The following is a 17,173-nucleotide window of genomic DNA, read 5'->3' as shown; positions in this document are numbered from 1 at the left end:
GGCCATTGTGAGCCGGTATCCGCCGCTGCCATGGCCCGACAGCCCCGCCGCTACGCCATCCATCTGCTTCTGATCGGTGGCCAGAAGGAGCTGGTTCACTTCGCCAGCCTCGAGGCCTTTCAGCAGTGGTACGGCGGCGTGCTGAACGCCGGTCCGACCGACGCCTTCATCAACGTGCCGATCGGCGACCTCGACGGCGAATACCTGGTGCTTCGGCCCAGCGCCGTGAGCGCCATCCGGATCGAACCCCAGTACGGCTCGATCGAGGAGTGACCCTGCCCATGACCGATGCTCCCGAGCGGCTGCAGCTTCTCTGGGGCATCACCGTCTTTGCCGGGGCACTGGCCCAGCTGGCGGCGGTAATCACGGGCCTGCCGTCGGTGGTGCTGCTGCTCGCCGCCGGCCTGGTGATCGGCCGCTCCGGCTTCGCCTTGGTCAATCCGCTCCAGCTGGGCAGCGGGCTCGAAACCGTCGTGGGGCTGCTGGTCAGCCTGGTGCTCTTCGATGGCGGCCTCAAGCTGAGCCTGCCCGGGGAGGTGTCGCGGCTGGCGGTGCTGCGCATCGTGGTGGTGCGCCTGGCCCTGGCCCTGCCGGCCGCCCTGGCCGCCGCCCATTGGCTGGCGGGCCTGGACTGGCCCCTGGCGGCGGTGTTCAGCGCGATTGTGCTCGGCACCGGTCCCACCGTGGTCACGCCGCTGGTGCAGCAGATGCGGCTGGCGCCCCCCCTCGGGGAGGTGCTGGAGGGGGAAGGGCTGGTGCTGGAGCCGTTCGGTGCCGTGCTCGCCCTGCTCCTGCTGGAGCTGGTGCTGGGGGGTCTGCACGGCTGGCGGGAACTGGGCCTTGATCTGGTCCTGCGCCTAGGCGGTGGGGTGCTGATCGGGGCCAGCGCGGGCTGGCTGCTCACCGAGCTGCTGCGACGCCTGCCGGTGGATCCGAGCAGCGGTCTGCGCTTGCAGCTCAGCCTCGGCATTCTCTTCCTGATGTTCACCGGCTGCGAGGTGCTGCTGCCCGAGTCGGGCCTGCCGGCGGCGGTGGCGGCCGGTTGGATGGTGGGCCGCCGCGATGCGGCCGATCCGGCCCAGCTTGATGCGCTGATCCGTCAGCTGGCCCAGTTGGCGATCAGCATTCTTTTTCCACTGCTGGCCGCCGATCTGTCCTGGGGGGACCTGAGCCCACTCGGCCTGGGCGGCGTGGCCTGCGTGCTGGTGCTGATGCTGGTGGTGCGCCCGCTGGCGATGCTGCTCGCCACCGCCGGGTTGCCGCTCAGCACCGCCCAGAAGGTGCTGCTGGCCTGGCTGGCGCCGCGGGGAATCGTGACCGCCGCGGTGGCCAGCCTGTTCGCTCTGCGGCTGGATGAGGCGGGGGTGCCGGGCGCCAGCCAGCTCCAGGGGCTGGTGTTCCTGACCATCCTGATGACGGTGGGAATCCAGGGGCTCACCGCCGCCCCCCTGGCCCGCTGGCTTGGACTGGTCAGCGGCCCGGAGGCTGACTCAGAGGCTGAGGCTGCGCTCGAGCCGTGAGCGGTCTTCGCCGCTGCCGTGCAGCAGCCGCCAGGTGGCGACCAGATCGGGCCCCTGCAGGCTGCCGAGCAGGGCGGCCCTCAGGCTTTTCATCACCACTCCTTTCTTGACCTCTGCGGCGGCGGCGCTGGCGGCCAGCAGCTCCTGGGCGGTTTCGGGGGTGAGGGGTTGCTCATGACCCGGCAACCGCTCCAGCAGGGCCGCAAGGGCGGCGCGCGCTTCTCCTTTGGCCAGCTGGGCTTCGGCGGCCCCATCGAAGCCGGGCCACCCAAAGAAGGGCCTGGCTTGCTCGATGCCGTCCTTGAGGGTCACCAGGGACGGCCCCAGCAGGGCGGCCAGGTCTTCGGTCCAGCTGGGGTTCTGTCCGGCCTTAGGCCAGCCCTCGGCCTGCCAGAGCGGCACCAGCTCCCGGCCCAGCTCGGCCGGGCTCCGCCCGTGCAGCACCTGGCTGTTGAGCCAGTTGAGCTTGTCCCAGTCGAAGCGGGCGCTGGCCCGGTTCACCCGCTCGAAATCGAACGCCGCCGCCGCTTCGGCCAGGCTGAAGCGCTCGCCCATGCCCTCGGGCGGCGACCAGCCCAGCAGGGTCATGTAGTTGACCAGGGCCTCGGCGGTGTAGCCCAGCTCGCGGAAATCGGCGACGGAGGTGACCCCATCCCGCTTGGAGAGTTTGCGGCCCTCGGAGTTGAGGATCAGGGGCGTGTGGGCGAACACCGGCACCGGCAGCCCCAGGGCGTCGTAGAGGAGGAGCTGCTTGGCGGTGTTGGCGATGTGGTCTTCGCCGCGGATCACATGGCTGATTGCCATGGCGGCATCGTCGACCACCACAACGAGGTTGTAGAGCGGGTCACCGATCGCCGGGGCCGGAGCCCGACGGGCGATCACCATGTCACCACCAAGATCAGCGCCGCTCCAGCGCATCCCTCCCCGCACCAGATCGCTCCAGCCGATCGTGGCCTCGTCGTCGATGCGGAAGCGGATCACCGCCTCGCGGCCCTCAGCCTGGAAGGCCCGCTCCTGGGCGGGGCTCAGATCACGGTGGGCGTTGTTGTGGCGCGGGGCGGCATGGGCCTCTTTCTGCTCCTGGCGCATGGCCTCGAGTTCCGCCTCGACCATGTAGCAGCGGTAGGCGTGGCCGCTGGCCAGCAACTGGGAGATGGCGGCGCGATGGGCGTCGAGCCGCTCGCTCTGGATCACCGGCTCGCCGTCCCAGCCCAGCCCGAGCCAGCTGAGCCCATCAAGGATGTTGGCGGTGAACTCCGGCTTGGAGCGCTCCCGGTCGGTGTCCTCGATGCGAAGCAGGAACGCTCCGCCGTGGTGGCGCGCGAACAACCAGTTGAACACCGCCGTGCGGGCGGTGCCGATGTGCAGGGTGCCGGTGGGGCTGGGAGCCAGGCGTACCCGCACCGTCACTGGATCGATCTCCTTGAGGGGTGGCTGAGGCAGCCAAACGGGACTGACGGGATTCGAACCCGCAACTTCCGCCGTGACAGGGCGGTGCTCTAACCGGTTGAACTACAGTCCCAGTCCGGCTTTTGACCGTCCTGTGTTGCGCAGGCAACTCTGGAAGTATCCGCGATCACGGGTCCCGCCGTCAACCAAACCCATCAACAAACCCCTTCAACCAAAGCCATTAACCGAGTGGCGGCGGCTCGAGGCGGTGCAGTTCTGCCAGCATCGCTGTGATGCTCTCGGGATTCGCCGCTTTCTGGGGGGTGCTGTGCAGCTCCCGCCCGATCACCACCGCCCCCAGATGGGAGAACTGCAGGCGCATGGCGCTGAGCAGCTTCTGGCCACCACCGCCGCTGTGGCTGGCCAGGGCCACCGGAATCCCCTGGAACAGGCTGCGGAAGTCGTCCGTGCTGGTGGAAAGCCAGGCGATGGCGTTGACCAGGGTCGGCGGGAGGCTGCCGTTGTATTCGGGTGCGCACACCCAGAGCCGTCGATGGTGGCGCAGGGCGACCGCCAGAACGCCCAGGCGTTCGCCGGCCCCGATCGATTGCTGAACCGGGGTGAACAGGGGAAGCCCCAGCTCCACCAGATCAATCAGTTCGGCATCAATCAGCTCGCTGCTGGCGGGCCCACTGGGGGCGAGGGCTTCAGTGGCCCGGGCCACCTGCCTGGCCAGCTCAAGATTCTTGCCATTGCTGGCCGCCAGGATGAGCATCGACGCGTGGCAGGTGAATCGGGAACGCTGAGAGAATTCAGGGCCGGAAGCCGGCGGGCTCGATCAGCCGCACCTGGTTGCCCCGGGCGGTGAACTCACGCCCCTGGTCGCTCTGCACCACGACGCGACCACCGGACTTGACCCGGATCACCCGGGCCCGAACCCAGCCAAGGGCGGCGGACTCGAGCACTTTGACGACATCACCGGGTTGTAGATCCAACTCCATGTCCGGAATCCAGGAAAGGGCAGGAAAGGGCATCGAGCGCGCCGTGGAGGACTTGAACCCCCGACATCAGGTTTTGGAGACCTGCGTTCTACCAACTGAACTAACGGCGCAGGAAGAAGCCCTCTCATTGGGTGCCGAGAATGGCACCGGGGATAATGAGGGAGTAAGGCCAGAATTCACCGGTCGAAGCGCTGCTTCACCCTGGTGGCCTTGCCAACGCGATCCCGTAGGTAGAAAAGTTTGGCCCTGCGCACTTTACCGCGCCGCTCCACCTGGATCGTGGCCACCTGGGGGCTGTGCAGCATGAAGACCCGCTCCACGCCGATTCCCTGGAAGATGCGGCGCACGGTGATGGTTTCGTTGAGGCCCCCGTGGCGCTTGGCGATCACCACACCCTCGTAGGGCTGAACCCGCTCCTTGTTGCCTTCGCTGATTCGCACGCCGACGCGAACGGTGTCTCCCACATAGATCTCGGGGAGCTCGGGCTTGAGCTGCTCGGCTTCGAAGGCCTTGATCAGGTCATAGGCGCAAAGCTTTTTGGCTGCGGGCTTCTCGGCCACGGCCTCAGCTACGGCGGTGCCGCCGCCTGGTGCTCCTTCGGGCCCAGCCGTTGCTTCAGGCCCAGCCGTTGGATCGGTGTCGTTGAGTTCCGCTGCCATCCCAGTTCCGAGGTTTCTGGCCAAACGACAAGTGTACCGTTTCAGCTTTCAAGCCTCAGGCCTGGGGGTTTGCCGCCTCCACTTCTGGAGCAGCATGCCGGCGCCGCTGGCCAGCATCCAGAGCAAGCCCAGGCCATTGAGGGCAACGTAGAGGGTTTCGCCGTGGTGGCCGAGCCACTCGCCCTCGTGCAACACCATCAGCAGATGGGCTTGATCCCGGCTCAAGCCCGCCCAGTCGCGCAGCAGCCGGTAGCCCATGCCGCTGATCACGGTGACCAACAGGGGCGCCAGCACCACCGGAGCCAGCAGGCCATGCCAGCGCCGCAGTTTCGCCAGGGCTTGCATGGTCGCCGTAGCAACGTTGGTAGCTTGTCAGTCTGAAGTGTTCGGCGCCCGTCGATGAATCTGTTTGCCGACCTGCTCGCCACCACCACCGCGGGCCGGAAGCCCGATCTGGCGAAAGCTGACCCTGCAAAGGCCCTGCAGACCGGTCCCCGCATCCAGAAGGGGCGCCGCGGGGTCGAGATCAAGTCGGCGCGGGAAATCGCGATCATGCGCCAGGCCAGCCGCATCGTCGCCACCGTGCTGCGGGAGATCATGGATGTGGTCGCCCCGGGCATGACCACCGCCGACCTTGATCGCCATGCCGAGCAGCGGATCCGCGCCATGGGGGCAACCCCCAGCTTCAAGGGCTACCACGGCTTTCCCGCCAGCATCTGCGCCAGCATCAACAATCAAGTGGTGCACGGCATCCCCAGCAGCAAACGGGTGATCCGCGATGGCGATCTGTTGAAGGTGGACACCGGCGCCTACTTCGAGGGCTACCACGGCGACAGCTGCGTCACCATCTGTGTGGGTGAGGCCTCCGAGCAAAGCCAGCGGCTCAGCCGCGTCGCCCAGGAATCCCTGATGAAGGGGCTGGCCAGAATCAAGGCCGGCAACACCCTTCTCGACATCGCCGGGGCCGTTCAGGACCACGTGGAAGCCCACGGCTACAGCGTGGTGGAGGACTACACCGGCCACGGCGTCGGCCGCAACCTGCATGAGGAGCCTTCGGTGTTCAATTTCCGCACCAGGGATCTGCCCAACATCACCCTGCGGGCCGGCATGACCCTGGCGGTGGAGCCGATCCTCAATGCCGGCGGCAAGGGCTGCCGCACCCTCGCCGACCGCTGGACGGTGGTGACCAGCGACGGCAGCCTCTCGGCCCAGTGGGAGCACACGATCGTGGTGACGAGTGACGGCTGCGAGATCCTCACCGACCGGGACTTCTAGGCCCGGCTCGTCAGTCGGAAATAGCCATGGCGCAGGGCCATGGCGAGCGGGGCCAGCAGGTAGGTGAGCGGGTTCGGCGTCACGATGATCAGCCCGCAATGGCGGCGCGCCTGGGCGATCACCTGGCCGGCCACGAAGTCGGCATTCATCAGGCCGTAGGGGTTGAGGCCGGAACGGAACGGTCCCAGCACCAGGCGGCGGATCCGGCAGGGGTTCTCGCCCTGGCGGTCGAGGGCCCGCAGGCTGAGAAGCTGGCCCAGCAGCCGCTTGCTGATCTCGTAGAGGGGGCTGATCGCCGGCAGGATCTCCGCTTCCGAGGTGTTGACCCAGAGCTCCCGACAGGGGGTGCCTGCGGGGCGCTCCGGCAGGGCCAGAAACAGCTCGATCAGCCGCCAGGCGCTGAGGGCGTTCACCTCCAGGCTCTGCTGCACCGCGTCGGCGCAGCGATCGCCGAAGGCGTTGATGCCGTGGTTGATCACCAGGATGTCCACCTCCGGGAGCAGGTTGGCCAGGGCCGCCTCTGCGCCGCAGCACCATGGGACGCTTCGCAGGGGGACCGTCCCCCCCGACCCATCGGCGAGGACCAGGGCCCGGGGCTGGCTGGTCAGGGCGATCAACCGAGCCCCCTGGTGGTGCAGCCGTTGCAGCAGGGCCACGCCCAGGGCGCCGCCGGCGCCGCTGACCGCCACGGTTCGATCACGGAGGGGGACCAGGGGGGGCAGCGGGCGCAGCACGGGGGACAAGTGGAGCGAACGGGGCCATTCTTGGCATGGATTCCCTTTTGCCTGGTGCCGATCGACCGGGGACAGCTTCGAGGACCTGACCGAGGACCTGCCCGTCGCCCTGGATGTTGATCCCGCCCAGTCGGCCCTGTTCGCTCCCTACTGCGGTGGCGTCAGCTTCGGCCGCCGCCTAGGCTGAACGGCCCACCAGGCATCGTCCATGAGCAGCACCCTGCTGATCGGGTCCTGCGATCCCTTCAGCGGCAAGTCAGCCCTTTCCCTCGGCCTGGCCAGGTTGCTGACGCGGCAGGGGGTGGCTGTGCGGTTCGGCAAGCCTCTCGCCACCAGCCTGCGCCAGGGTCCGAGGCGCCCTTCACAGGCCACGGATTCATTGATCGATGACGATGTGGCCTTCCTTGGCAGCATCCTGGGGCTTGCCCCCGACTGCCTGATCCCCTCCCTGGAACTGCAGGAGGCCGACGCCGCCAAAGACCGTCTGCTGGCGGGACGGCTGACACCCGGGGACGGTTTCCCGCGGCTGCAGCAGCAACTGGCGGCCTATCCCGATGGGGTCAACCTGCTCGAAGCGGCCGGCAGCCTCAATGAAGGAAGGCTGTACGGCCTCAGCCTGCCCGAGCTGGCCCGGGGCCTGGAGGCCCCGGTGGTGCTGATCCATCTCTGGGAAGATTGCCGCAGCGTCGAGCCCTTGCTGCAGGCCCATCAGCAGCTCGGCGACCAGTTGGCCGGAGTCGTGCTCAATGCGGTCAACCCCGAGGAGGTGGATGGGTTGCGGAGCGAGCTGGTGCCTGCCATCGAACGCCTTGGTCTGCCGGTGTTCGGCGTGATGCCCCGCAGCCCTCTGTTGCGCAGCGTCACCGTGGAGGAGCTGGTGGAGCGGCTCGGTGCGACGGTGCTCTGCTGCCTGGAGCGGCTTGATCTGCTGGTGGAAACCCTGTCGATCGGAGCGATGAACGTGAATTCGGCCATGGAATTCTTTCGCCGCCGCCGCAACATGGCCGTGGTGACGGGCGCCGATCGCACCGACATCCAGCTGGCGGCCCTGGAGGCCTCCACCCAGTGCCTGATCCTCACAGGGGCGGGGGATCCCCTGCCCCAACTGATCAACCGGGCCGAGGAGCTCGACGTTCCCGTGCTCAAGGTGGAGCATGACACCCTCACCACCGTGGAGGTGATCGAGCGGGCCTTCGGCCATGTGCGGCTGCATGAATCGGTGAAGGCCAGTTACGCCATCCGACTGGTGGAGGAGCACTGCCGATTCGATCGCCTGCTGGAACGCCTGCAGGTGGGGAGCGGGCTTGCCCCGCAAGGGCGCTGCTAGTTTCGAGCGGTTGGCTGCCCGACCTCGGTGACCCGGTCTCTTGATCTGCCCTCCCTCGACCGGATCGACACCCTCGCCCAGGAACTGGCCCTGCTTCAGGACACAGGCAACCGCCGCATCGCCATTCTCGGCAGCCGCCATGTGCCCATGGTGTCCATCCATCTCGTCGAACTGGTGTCCCGCTCGCTCGCCCAGGAAGGCCACAACCTGGTCACCTCGGGCTCCCAGGGGGTGAACGCGGCGGTGATCCGCGGGGTGCTCGGCATCGACCCGGCCCGGCTCACCGTGCTCTTGCCCCAGAGCCTCGAGCGCCAGCCCAGCGAATCCCGCGAGCAACTAGACAAGGTGCTGCACCTTGTCGAGAAGCCGGAACACGACGAGCTGCCCCTGCCGATGGCCAGCAGCCTCTGCAACCAGGAAATCATCGGCCGCTCCGACCAGCTGATCTGCTTCGCCTTCCACGACAGCGAAACCCTGCTCTCGAGCTGCCGCACCGCCGAGGACATGGGCAAGGTGGTGAGCCTGCTGTTCTTCGACTAGCCCTCCTGGCGGGGCAACACCTGGAGGCATGTTCCATCCCGGCCCATCACGGTCACCTGCGCTCCTGGCGCCAGGCCCTCGGTGGGCGCCAGGGTCACCGCGGCCCAGCTCTGGCCCTGCCAGCGCACCCGCCCTTCGCCGTTGGCGTCGAAGGGGCTGATCACCTCGGCCAGTTCCGCCCGGGCCGAGGGAGGGATCGTGCGGGCCTGCCGCTGCGCCGACCACTGGCGCAACCAGAGGTAGCCGCCACCCACCAGCGCCCCGAACAGCAGCAGTTGGGCCGCCGTTGGCACAAACGGAAGCAGGGTCGCGAGCAGGCCCAGCAGCAGGCCCGCCAGGCCGGCGATCAACAGCAGCCCGTCGCTGTCGGCTCCCGCCAGCACCAGAGCCATCAGCACCGCCGCCAGGGCGAGCCAGAGGATCGGAGTCACAGCCATGGGGAAGGAAAAAAGGGGGGGGGGGGAACCGGACCATGGCCGCCGCCCCCATCCTGCCTACCGTGATCGCAGTGACGGAGCCTGGATGGAAGCGCTGATCATTCCGGTGCTGGTGGTGCTCGCGGGCCTGGGCATCAGCGGCATCAAGGTCACCAGCAGCAGCCGCTCGATGCTGGTGGAGCGCCTCGGCAAGTACGACCGGGAGCTCCGGCCCGGCCTCTCCCTGGTGATTCCTGGCATGGAGCGGGTGGTGAGCCACGAATCGCTCAAGGAGCGAGTGCTCGACATCCCACCGCAGCAGTGCATCACCCGCGACAACGTCTCGATCGTGGTGGATGCGGTGGTGTACTGGCAGCTGCTCGAGCATGCCCGCGCCTACTACGGCGTCGACAACCTGCAGGCGGCGATGGTGAACCTGGTGCTCACCCAGATCCGCGCCGAGATGGGCAAGCTGGATCTCGACCAGACCTTCACCACCCGGCAGGAGGTGAACGAGACCCTGCTCAAGGAGCTCGATCAGGCCACCGACCCCTGGGGGGTGAAGGTGACCCGGGTGGAGCTGCGCGACATCCAGCCCTCCCAGGGGGTGCAGCAGGCGATGGAGCAGCAGATGACGGCCGAGCGGGAGAAGCGGGCGGCGATCCTGCGCTCCGAGGGCGAGCGGGAGGCCCAGGTGAATGCCGCCAAGGGGCGGGCTGAAGCCCTGGTGCTCGACGCCAGGGCCAAGCAGGAGGCGGTGCTGCTCGACGCCGATGCCCAGGCCAAGCAGCAGCTGCTGCTGGCCAAGGCCCGGGCCCAGGCCGCCACAGAGCTCGCCGCCGTGATCGATTCCCATCCAGCCGCCGCCGAGGGGCTGCGGCTGCTGCTGGCCAAGGACTGGATGGCGATGGGCCAGGAAATGGCCGCGGCCCGGGGGGGGACGGTGCTGATGGTGGATCCCCAGAGCCCCGCGTCCCTGCTCGCCGCCCTCAAGGGACTCCAGGAAAAGGGCGGCAGCTGAGCGTCGCTTCAAGGCGGGGTGCTTCAGCCGCCCAGCACCGCCTTGAGCCCTTCGCTGTAGAGCAGGGCTGTGCTGAGCAGGGCCCCGATCCAGCAGAGGCTGCGCAGGGGAGGCAGGTTGGCCACGTAGGCGCCGATGTAGGCCAGCCGCAGGGCCGGGTGCAGCCAGGCGGCCACCACCGCCAGCGGTGAAGCCGCCACCACGGCTGGGGCGGCCAGCAGGCAGAGCAGGCAAGCCGGGGCATGGAGCGTGAGGGCCTCGAAGCTGTTCTGGTGGGCCCAGCTGGCCCGCTTGCCCCAGGCGGGCAGCCGCTCGAACATCGCCCGGGGGGCGGCCAGATCACTCGGGGTGAAATCGGCTTTGGAGCGGCCGGCCCCCAGGGGCACCAGGCTCAGCACCACCACCGCGGCGGAGAGCACCAGCGACCAGGCGAAGGGAGCCGAGGGACTGCCCGGTGGGGAGGCGGCAGCGAGGAGGGGGAGCATGGCGGCGGTGGGAGGTCTGGCCGTCCTTTTCTAAGCTGGGTTCCCCTGACCCGCGCTTCCCGCCATGGCCGACACCTACTCCTTCGACGTGGTGTCGGATTTCGATCGGCAGGAGCTGGTGAACGCCCTGGATCAGGTGCGCCGCGAGGTGGGCCAGCGCTACGACCTCAAGGATTCCAAAACCGAAATCGACCTGGAGGAGGGCAGCCTCACGATCACCACCGCCAGCGACATGACCCTGGAGGCCGTGGCCGATGTGCTGCGCCAGAAGGCCGTCAAGCGGGAGCTCTCGCTCAAGATCTTCGATTTTCAGCCCGCCGAGCCCGTGGGGGGCAACCGGGTGCTGCAGGTGGTGAAGCTCCGCAAGGGCCTCAGCCAGGAGCTGGCCAAGAAGCTGAGCAAGAAGGTGCGGGACGAGCTCAAGAAGGTGACCGTGGCGATCCAGGGCGAGAGCCTGCGGGTCACTGGCAAGAACAAGGACGACCTGCAGCAGGCGATCCAGCTGCTGCGCGCCGAAGATCTGGAGCTGCCGCTGCAGTTCGAGAACTACCGCTGAGCCTGGTCGTGGGCGGCGGTTGGCGCTTCTGGATCGACCGGGGCGGCACCTTCACCGACCTGGTCGGCCAGGGCCCCAGCGGTGATCTGGTGGTGCGCAAGGTGCTCTCCGAGCAGCCGGGGCGTTCCGGGGATCCGGCGGTGGCCGCCATCCGCAACGTGCTGGGGCTTGGCGAGGGAGAGCCCATTCCCGACGGCGCGATCGAGGAGGTGCGGCTCGGCACCACCGTGGCCACCAATGCCCTGCTGGAGCGGCGCGGCAGCCCCACCCTGCTGCTGATCACGGCGGGATTCGCCGATGCCCTCTCGATCGGCGACCAGCACCGCCCCGATCTGTTTGCCCTGCGGATCCAGACCGTCGCCCCGCTTTACAGCCAGGTGCTGGAGGTGGGCGGCCGGCTGGCGGCCGATGGCTCCGAACTCATGCCGTTGCGGTTGGATGCCGCCCTGGAGCGGGGCCTGCATCAGGCCAAGGAGCGGGGCCTGCGCAGCTGCGCGGTGGTGCTGCTCCACGCCGCCCGCCATCCCCGCCATGAGCTGGCCCTCGGGGAATGGCTGGGCCGGTTCGGTTTCGAGCAGGTGAGCCTCTCCCACGCCCTGGCCGCCCAGCCGCGGCTGGTGCCCCGCGGCCAGACCACCGTGGTGGAGGCCTTCGTGGGGCCTCCTCTTCAGGGCTACCTGGCCCAGCTCCGCGCCGCCCTCGGCGAGGGCTGCCGGCTGCGGGTGATGCAGTCGAGCGGCGGGCTGGTCGCCCCGGAGCGGCTCCAGGCCAAGGACACGATCCTCTCCGGCCCGGCCGGCGGCATGGTGGGTGCGGTGCGGGTGGCGGCGGCAGCGGCCCTGGCAGGAGGCGGCGGGAGGCCGGCCGCGTCCGGAGCGATCGTCGGCTTCGACATGGGCGGCACCTCCACCGATGTCTTTCATTTCGATCCCGCCGGCCCCGCTGGCGGCTGGGAGCGTTGCGCTGAAACCGAGATCGCCGGGGTGAGCCTGCAGGCGCCGATGCTGCCGATCCACACCGTGGCAGCCGGTGGAGGGTCGGTGATCCATTTCGATGGCCAACGGCTGCAGGTGGGCCCCGCCTCGGCCGGGGCCGATCCCGGGCCCGCCTGCTACCGCCGTGGCGGACCACTCACCGTCACCGACGCCAACCTGCTGCTGGGCCGCCTGCAGCCGGCCTTCTTTCCCGCCCTGTTCGGTCCTGGCCGCGACCAGCCTCTTGATGCCGGGGTGGCGCGCCAGGGGTTCGAGGCGCTGGCCGCCCGGATCCAGGCCGCCACGGGCCGCCCCCAATGGGCCGAGCGCCTGGCTGAAGGAGCTCTGGCGATCGCGATCGATCGCATGGCCGCGGCGATCCGGCGCATCTCGATCCAGCGGGGCCATGACATCCGCGGCTCCACGCTGGTCTGCTTCGGCGGAGCCGGCGGCCAGCACGCCTGCGCCCTGGCGGCCCAACTGGGCATCCAGCGGGTGCTGCTCCATCCCCTCGCCGGCGTGCTCTCGGCCTACGGAATCGGCCTGGCCGACCAGTTCCTGCTTCAGGAACGGGTGGTGCGCGAACCGCTCGACGCGGACCTGCTGCCCCGGCTGGTGGCGATGGTGGCTGAGCTGACTGGTCTCGGCTCGGCTTCCGGGCCTGCACGGACGGTGCGGATCCGCGTGGAACTGCGCTTCGGTGGCAGTGAGGTGAGCCTGGCGGTGCCCCTCGCCAGCCTGGAGGCGATGGGCCAGGCCTTCGAGGCCAGCCATCAACGGCGCCATGGCTACCTTCCCGCGACCATGCCTGGCGAGCCCCTCGCGCTGGTGGTCGAGCGGCTTGTGGTTGAGCAGGTGGAGGCCAGCCCCACCCCAGCGGCCCCGAGGCCCGAGCCGTTCCCCGTGCCGGATCGCGGGGCCGGGCACCAGGCCGTCGCCGCGCGGCTGTTTCTGGGTGGCCGCTGGCAGACGGTTCCCCTGTGGGAGCGCCACCAGCTGGCTGCGGGCGACCACGTGGCGGGTCCGGCCCTGATCGTGGAGGCCACCGGCACCAATCTGCTCGGGGAAGGCTGGCAGGCTGATCTCCTGAGTGGCGGCGAACTGCTCTTCTCCCACGCCATCCCTGCGGTTTCGCCCCCGCCGGCCCGGGCGGGGGCGGAGGTTGGAGTGGATCCGGTGCTGCTTGAGCTGTTCCATCACCGCTTCGCCGCCATCGCTGAGCAGATGGGGGTGCGGCTGCAGCAGAGCGCCCGTTCGGTGAACATCCGCGAGCGGCTCGACTTCTCCTGTGCCATCTTCGATTCCGAGGGGGCCCTGGTGGCCAATGCCCCCCACATCCCGGTGCATCTGGGCTCGATGGGGGACAGCGTGGCCAGCCTGCTGGCCGCCATCCGGAAGGGGGATCGCCCGACCCTGGGCCCCGGTGATGTGGTGGTCTCGAACAACCCCTACAACGGCGGCACCCATCTCCCCGACCTCACCGCGATCACCCCGGTGTTCATCGAGGGGGAGCCCTTCTTCGTGGCCTGCCGCGGCCACCACGCCGATGTGGGTGGCGTCACGCCCGGCTCGATGCCCCCGTTCAGTCGCCAGCTCGGTGAGGAGGGTCTGCTGCTCGACAACGTTCCCCTGTTGCGCGATGGCGTCCTGCTCGAAGCCGACTGGCGCCAGCGGCTGGTGGCGGGCAGCCAGCCGGTGCGCAACCCCGACCAGTTGCTCGCCGATCTGCAGGCCCAGGTGGCCGCCAACCAACTGGGGGCTGAATTGCTGCAAGACCTGGCAGCCCGCGAGGGCGTGGCGGTGGTGCGGGCCTTCATGGGCCATGTTCAGGCCAACGGCGCCGAGGCGGTGCGGCGCGTGATCGATCGGCTCCAGGGGGGCCACTTCGCCTTGCCCCTCGATGGTGGACTGGTGATTCAGGTGTCGGTGGAGATCGACCGGCCATCGCGGCGGGCCCGGATCGACTTCAGCGGCACCTCCCCCCAGGACGCCGGCAACCGCAACGCCCCCCTGGCGATCACCAAGGCCGTGGTGCTGTACGTGTTCCGCTGCCTGGTCGGGGAGTCGATCCCTCTGAACGCCGGCTGTTTCCAGCCGCTCGATCTGGTGGTCCCGGAGGGTTGCCTGCTCCATCCGCTGCCACCGGCGGCGGTGGTGGCCGGCAATGTTGAAACCTCCCAGGCGATCGCCAACGCCCTGTTCGGTGCCCTCGGCGTGATGGCGGCAGCCCAGGGCACGATGAACAATCTCAGCTTCGGCAACGACCGCTGCCAGTACTACGAAACGATCTGCGGCGGCACCGGCGCCGGGATCCTGGCGAATGGCACGGGCTTTGCCGGTGCCGCCGCGGTGCAGAGCCACATGACCAACTCCCGGCTCACCGATCCGGAGATCCTCGAGCAGCGCTTCCCGGTGCGGCTCGAGTCCTTCACGATCCGCACCGGCAGCGGCGGGGCGGGCCACTGGCCCGGTGGCGATGGGGTGGTGCGTCGCCTCCGTTTTCTCGAGCCGATGACCGTGTCGATCCTCTCCGGCTGCCGCCAGGTGCCGCCCTTCGGCCTCGTCGGCGGTGGGTCTGGAGCGCTGGGGCGCAACCGGCTGGTTCGGAGCTCCGGAGCGGAGCAGGAACTGGCCGGCTCGGCCCAGCTGGCGGTGACGCCAGGCGATCAGCTGGTGATCGAAACTCCAGGTGGGGGAGGCTATGGACGGGCCTGAGCGCTCCCTGGGCGTTTTGATGGGGAGCCTGCTGCTGGGCCTGGTGCTGGCGCCGGCCGCCCCGGCCGATGTGCTGCAGGAACGGGGTCAGCGGTTTGCGCCGGTCTGGTCGAGCGGGGGCATGGTGGCCACCCAGGAAGCCGAGGCCTCGCGGGTGGGTCGCGACATGCTGCGGCGGGGCGGCAACGCGGTGGATGCGGCGGTGGCGGCCTCCTTTGCCCTGGCGGTGACCCTGCCCCAGGCCGGCAACCTCGGCGGCGGCGGCTTTCTGGTGCTGTGGCGAACCGATCCTGCCGGCTCACGCTCAGCGAGCCCTGCCCCGCTGCTGGAGGGGGAGCGGCAGGTGGGCCGGGGCCGGGCGGTGACGATCAATTTCCGCGAGACCGCCCCGCTGGCGGCGCGGGCCGATCTTTTCCTTGATGCCGCCGGGGCGGTGGACCGCCGCAAGGCCACCCGCGGCCTGCAGAGCACCGCGGTGCCCGGCACGGTGGCCGGCCTGGTGCTGGCCCAGCGCCGCTATGGCCGGTTGCCGCTGGCGGCGGTGGTGGCGCCCTCGATCCGGCTGGCCGAGGAGGGGGTGGAGGTGAGCCGGGAGCTGGCCGACTCGCTGGCGGCGGCGGCGCCGCTGCTCAAGGCCGACCCCACATCGGCTCGGCTGTTCTTCAAGCCTGGTGGTGTCCCTTACCGGCCGGGGGAGCGGTTGCGGCAGCCGGAGTTGGCCGCCACGCTGCGCCGGATCGGCCGGGATGGGGAAGCCGGCTTCTACGCCGGGCCCGTGGCGGCGCAGCTGGTGGCCGTGATGCGGCGCAAGGGCGGGCTGATCACTGCCACCGACCTGAACCGTTACCGGGCCCGGCCCCTGGCGCCGGTGATCGGCGACTGGCGCGGCCATGCGGTGATCGCCATGCCGCCCCCCAGTTCGGGCGGGGTCACCCTGCTCCAGCTGCTGAACGTGCTGAAGGGGTTCAACCTGGCGGCGATGGGCCTCAACAGTGCTGCCGCCATCCACGTGATGGTGGAAGCGATGAACCTGGCCTACCTGGATCGCAACACCCTGCTGGGCGATCCCCGCTTCGTGGCCATGCCCCTGGAGCGGCTGCTCAGCCAGGCGTACGCCGAGCGGCAACGCCAAAGGATCCGCCTGGACCACCACACCCCGGCGGCCACCCTGTCGCCCATGCCGCCAGGGGGTCGGGAAGGCCCCAACACCACCCACCTCTCGGTGATCGATCGGCAGGGGTCGATGGTGGCCACCACCACCACGCTCAACTTCGCCTATGGCAATGGCATCAGCGTGCCCGGCGCCGGCTTCCTGCTCAACAACGAGATGGACGACTTCACCGCCCAGCTCGGCGTGGCCAACGCCTACGGGCTGGTGCAGGGGGAGGCCAACGCGATCGCGCCCGGCAAGCAGCCGCTCTCATCGATGACCCCCACCCTGGTGCTGAGCAAAGCGGGTGGTCCCTTGCTGGCCACCGGCAGCCCCGGCGGCAGCCGCATCATCACCACGGTGCTGCAGGTGCTGCTCAACCGCCTGGAACACGGCCTCAACCTGGCCTCCGCCGTTGCCGCCAGCCGGGTGCACAGTCAGCTCTGGCCAGACCAGCTCAGCCATGAGGAGGGCCTCAGCCCCGACACCCTTCGCCTGCTGGAGGCCATGGGCCACCGATTGCAGCGGGTGGCGGCGATGGGCTCGGCCCAGTCTGTGGAGGCGCTGCCGAGCGGCGGCAGCCTGGGGGTGGCCGATCCACGCCGCAGCGAGGCCCTGGCGATCGGCGAATGAACATGCTCACGCACACTGGGCTCCCATCGACCCCTTGATGCCCGTGCCCCTCGTGCTTAACGCCCCTGAACTCCTGGGGGACCTCACCCAGCAGGAGTGGATGTGGAGCGGCGGCCTGATTGAACTGGGCCTGCTGTCGGCGGCCCTGCTCGGGGCCGTCTGGCTGGTGGCCCGGCGCAGCGGCTGAGCCCTGCTCAGGCCGCTGGTTCGGCTGGGCTGGTGAGCAGGTTGACCGCGGAGAAGGCCAGGCCCACCCCGAACAGGGTGCCGATCGCCCAGAGGCTGTCGCTGGGCCACTCGGCGATCAGCAGGCCGCCCAGGATCGCCGTGACGACGCCATCGGCGATCACCAGCCCCCGGGCCGGACCATCGCCAGCCGCGGCGCCGGCCAGCTCCATCACCCCCTCAAAGGCCAGCAGCAGCCCGACGAACAGGGTGAGGCTGACCTCACTTCCCACAGGAAACAAGAGAATCCAAAGACCGCTCACGATGTAAAGGAGACCGGAGAGGGCTCGAAAGGCTTTGGAGCGCCCATCGCCGCCGCCGATGCGCAGCAGCTGGGCCACGCCGGCGGCGATGGCCACGCCACCAAGCCCGATGGTGAGCAGGGTGGCGGAGACGAACGGCAGAACGATCGAGAGGGCGGCCGCGGCGAAGAGCAACCCAGCGGTGAGCCAACGCAGGGAGCGGGAGGGGGGAGCCGTCACAGGGAATGGGCGGATGAACCCACGCTAAGGGGCCCGCTCCACCCCGACCGCTCCGCCCTCCCTGCGGCCAC

19 protein-coding genes and 2 tRNA genes are annotated in these 17,173 nt (G+C 69.4%); 10 read left to right on the top strand and 11 right to left on the bottom strand.

Features of this window, described 5'->3' with window-relative positions; genetic code table 11:
- Positions 1-30 precede the first annotated feature (30 nt).
- The gene (locus KBY66_RS06450) at positions 31-273 is read left to right on the top strand and encodes a hypothetical protein (protein ID WP_255088433.1); all 243 of its coding nucleotides are present in this window, start codon (positions 31-33) and stop codon (positions 271-273) included.
- 8 nt (positions 274-281) lie between these two features.
- Positions 282-1,520, top strand: coding sequence for a cation:proton antiporter (locus KBY66_RS06445; RefSeq protein ID WP_255088432.1), 1,239 nt, complete (start codon positions 282-284; stop codon positions 1,518-1,520).
- Here the strand turns inward: KBY66_RS06445 and gltX are convergent.
- The 7 genes from gltX to KBY66_RS06410 form a co-directional block, all read right to left on the bottom strand.
- Complete coding sequence (gltX, locus tag KBY66_RS06440; RefSeq protein WP_255088431.1) at positions 1,491-2,930, bottom strand: glutamate--tRNA ligase; 1,440 nt, start codon at positions 2,928-2,930, stop codon at positions 1,491-1,493. The two genes, KBY66_RS06445 and gltX, sit on opposite strands and share 30 nt — an antisense overlap.
- 38 nt (positions 2,931-2,968) lie before the next feature.
- Positions 2,969-3,042 (bottom strand) — tRNA-Asp (locus KBY66_RS06435).
- A gap of 108 nt (positions 3,043-3,150) precedes the next feature.
- Positions 3,151-3,684 (bottom strand): NADPH-dependent FMN reductase, encoded by a 534-nt coding sequence (locus KBY66_RS06430; protein WP_255088430.1) that lies wholly within the window; start codon positions 3,682-3,684, stop codon positions 3,151-3,153.
- Positions 3,685-3,721: 37 nt separating this feature from the next.
- On the bottom strand, positions 3,722-3,910 hold the full coding sequence (locus KBY66_RS06425) for a hyperconserved protein Hcp (protein ID WP_006043540.1): 189 nt from the start codon (positions 3,908-3,910) through the stop codon (positions 3,722-3,724).
- A gap of 37 nt (positions 3,911-3,947) precedes the next feature.
- A tRNA-Trp gene (locus tag KBY66_RS06420) sits at positions 3,948-4,020 on the bottom strand.
- A gap of 66 nt (positions 4,021-4,086) precedes the next feature.
- Positions 4,087-4,569 carry a 50S ribosomal protein L19 gene (gene rplS / locus KBY66_RS06415; protein ID WP_255088429.1) on the bottom strand — a complete coding sequence of 161 codons (483 nt, stop codon included), beginning with the start codon at positions 4,567-4,569 and terminating at the stop codon, positions 4,087-4,089.
- A gap of 48 nt (positions 4,570-4,617) precedes the next feature.
- Entirely contained in the window at positions 4,618-4,914 is a 297-nt protein-coding gene (locus KBY66_RS06410) for a peptidase (protein ID WP_255088428.1), read from the bottom strand.
- 54 nt (positions 4,915-4,968) lie between these two features.
- Here KBY66_RS06410 and map point away from each other — a divergent pair, with 54 nt between their 5' ends.
- Positions 4,969-5,844: a type I methionyl aminopeptidase gene (gene map, locus KBY66_RS06405; protein ID WP_255088427.1), complete on the top strand. Its 876-nt coding sequence runs from the start codon at positions 4,969-4,971 to the stop codon at positions 5,842-5,844.
- Here the strand turns inward: map and KBY66_RS06400 are convergent.
- A complete protein-coding gene (locus KBY66_RS06400) occupies positions 5,841-6,578 on the bottom strand; it encodes a short-chain dehydrogenase (RefSeq protein ID WP_255088426.1) in 738 nt (245 codons plus the stop codon). The genes map and KBY66_RS06400 overlap by 4 nt on opposite strands.
- A 208-nt stretch (positions 6,579-6,786) precedes the next feature.
- Here KBY66_RS06400 and KBY66_RS06395 point away from each other — a divergent pair, with 208 nt between their 5' ends.
- Positions 6,787-7,905, top strand: a complete 1,119-nt coding sequence (locus tag KBY66_RS06395; protein WP_255088425.1) for a phosphotransacetylase family protein — start codon at positions 6,787-6,789, stop codon at positions 7,903-7,905.
- Between the two features lie 27 nt (positions 7,906-7,932).
- Positions 7,933-8,445: a DNA-protecting protein DprA gene (locus KBY66_RS06390; RefSeq protein WP_255088424.1), complete on the top strand. Its 513-nt coding sequence runs from the start codon at positions 7,933-7,935 to the stop codon at positions 8,443-8,445.
- Here the strand turns inward: KBY66_RS06390 and KBY66_RS06385 are convergent.
- On the bottom strand, positions 8,442-8,882 hold the full coding sequence (locus KBY66_RS06385; RefSeq protein ID WP_255088423.1) for an NfeD family protein: 441 nt from the start codon (positions 8,880-8,882) through the stop codon (positions 8,442-8,444). The genes KBY66_RS06390 and KBY66_RS06385 overlap by 4 nt on opposite strands.
- 85 nt (positions 8,883-8,967) lie before the next feature.
- Here KBY66_RS06385 and KBY66_RS06380 point away from each other — a divergent pair, with 85 nt between their 5' ends.
- Positions 8,968-9,882, top strand: a complete 915-nt coding sequence (locus KBY66_RS06380) for an SPFH domain-containing protein (protein WP_255088422.1) — start codon at positions 8,968-8,970, stop codon at positions 9,880-9,882.
- A 23-nt stretch (positions 9,883-9,905) separates the two neighbouring features.
- Here KBY66_RS06380 and KBY66_RS06375 read toward each other — a convergent pair whose 3' ends face one another.
- The gene (locus tag KBY66_RS06375; protein ID WP_255088421.1) at positions 9,906-10,367 is read right to left on the bottom strand and encodes an MAPEG family protein; all 462 of its coding nucleotides are present in this window, start codon (positions 10,365-10,367) and stop codon (positions 9,906-9,908) included.
- A gap of 64 nt (positions 10,368-10,431) precedes the next feature.
- Between KBY66_RS06375 and KBY66_RS06370 the strand changes: the two genes are divergently transcribed.
- Genes KBY66_RS06370 through KBY66_RS06355 form a run of 4 tightly spaced genes read left to right on the top strand, consistent with a single transcriptional unit; the run spans position 10,432 to position 16,582 of the window.
- A complete protein-coding gene (locus KBY66_RS06370) occupies positions 10,432-10,923 on the top strand; it encodes a YajQ family cyclic di-GMP-binding protein (RefSeq protein ID WP_255088420.1) in 492 nt (163 codons plus the stop codon).
- An 8-nt stretch (positions 10,924-10,931) separates the two neighbouring features.
- The gene (locus KBY66_RS06365; protein WP_255088419.1) at positions 10,932-14,612 is read left to right on the top strand and encodes a hydantoinase B/oxoprolinase family protein; all 3,681 of its coding nucleotides are present in this window, start codon (positions 10,932-10,934) and stop codon (positions 14,610-14,612) included.
- Between the two features lie 19 nt (positions 14,613-14,631).
- A complete protein-coding gene (gene ggt, locus KBY66_RS06360) occupies positions 14,632-16,395 on the top strand; it encodes a gamma-glutamyltransferase (protein ID WP_255088418.1) in 1,764 nt (587 codons plus the stop codon).
- A gap of 37 nt (positions 16,396-16,432) precedes the next feature.
- Positions 16,433-16,582 carry a hypothetical protein gene (locus KBY66_RS06355; protein ID WP_255088417.1) on the top strand — a complete coding sequence of 50 codons (150 nt, stop codon included), beginning with the start codon at positions 16,433-16,435 and terminating at the stop codon, positions 16,580-16,582.
- A gap of 7 nt (positions 16,583-16,589) precedes the next feature.
- On the opposite strand, the gene KBY66_RS06350 is transcribed toward KBY66_RS06355, so the two are convergent.
- Positions 16,590-17,102, bottom strand: coding sequence for an HdeD family acid-resistance protein (locus KBY66_RS06350; protein WP_255088416.1), 513 nt, complete (start codon positions 17,100-17,102; stop codon positions 16,590-16,592).
- Between the last annotated feature and the right edge of the window lie 71 nt (positions 17,103-17,173).

Source organism: Synechococcus sp. Tobar12-5m-g (genome assembly GCF_024345415.1).
Classification (GTDB): Bacteria; Cyanobacteriota; Cyanobacteriia; order PCC-6307; family Cyanobiaceae; genus Regnicoccus.
The sequence above is the reverse complement of the archived record's forward strand: the minus strand, read 5'-3'. Positions and strand labels throughout refer to the sequence as shown.

Bases quoted from the DNA above. Each gene is read 5' to 3' on its own strand.
- KBY66_RS06385 (WP_255088423.1), bottom strand. From the start codon at position 8,882: ATGGCTGTGACTCCGATCCTCTGGCTCGCCCTGGCGGCGGTGCTGATG.
- KBY66_RS06410 (WP_255088428.1), bottom strand. From the start codon at position 4,914: ATGCAAGCCCTGGCGAAACTGCGGCGCTGGCATGGCCTGCTGGCTCCG.
- rplS (WP_255088429.1), bottom strand. From the start codon at position 4,569: ATGGCAGCGGAACTCAACGACACCGATCCAACGGCTGGGCCTGAAGCA.
- KBY66_RS06355 (WP_255088417.1), top strand. From the start codon at position 16,433: ATGCCCGTGCCCCTCGTGCTTAACGCCCCTGAACTCCTGGGGGACCTC.
- KBY66_RS06450 (WP_255088433.1), top strand. From the start codon at position 31: ATGGCCCGACAGCCCCGCCGCTACGCCATCCATCTGCTTCTGATCGGT.
- KBY66_RS06380 (WP_255088422.1), top strand. From the start codon at position 8,968: ATGGAAGCGCTGATCATTCCGGTGCTGGTGGTGCTCGCGGGCCTGGGC.
- KBY66_RS06445 (WP_255088432.1), top strand. From the start codon at position 282: ATGACCGATGCTCCCGAGCGGCTGCAGCTTCTCTGGGGCATCACCGTC.
- ggt (WP_255088418.1), top strand. From the start codon at position 14,632: ATGGGGAGCCTGCTGCTGGGCCTGGTGCTGGCGCCGGCCGCCCCGGCC.
- KBY66_RS06370 (WP_255088420.1), top strand. From the start codon at position 10,432: ATGGCCGACACCTACTCCTTCGACGTGGTGTCGGATTTCGATCGGCAG.
- KBY66_RS06395 (WP_255088425.1), top strand. From the start codon at position 6,787: ATGAGCAGCACCCTGCTGATCGGGTCCTGCGATCCCTTCAGCGGCAAG.
- map (WP_255088427.1), top strand. From the start codon at position 4,969: ATGAATCTGTTTGCCGACCTGCTCGCCACCACCACCGCGGGCCGGAAG.
- KBY66_RS06425 (WP_006043540.1), bottom strand. From the start codon at position 3,910: ATGGAGTTGGATCTACAACCCGGTGATGTCGTCAAAGTGCTCGAGTCC.
- KBY66_RS06375 (WP_255088421.1), bottom strand. From the start codon at position 10,367: ATGCTCCCCCTCCTCGCTGCCGCCTCCCCACCGGGCAGTCCCTCGGCT.
- KBY66_RS06430 (WP_255088430.1), bottom strand. From the start codon at position 3,684: ATGCTCATCCTGGCGGCCAGCAATGGCAAGAATCTTGAGCTGGCCAGG.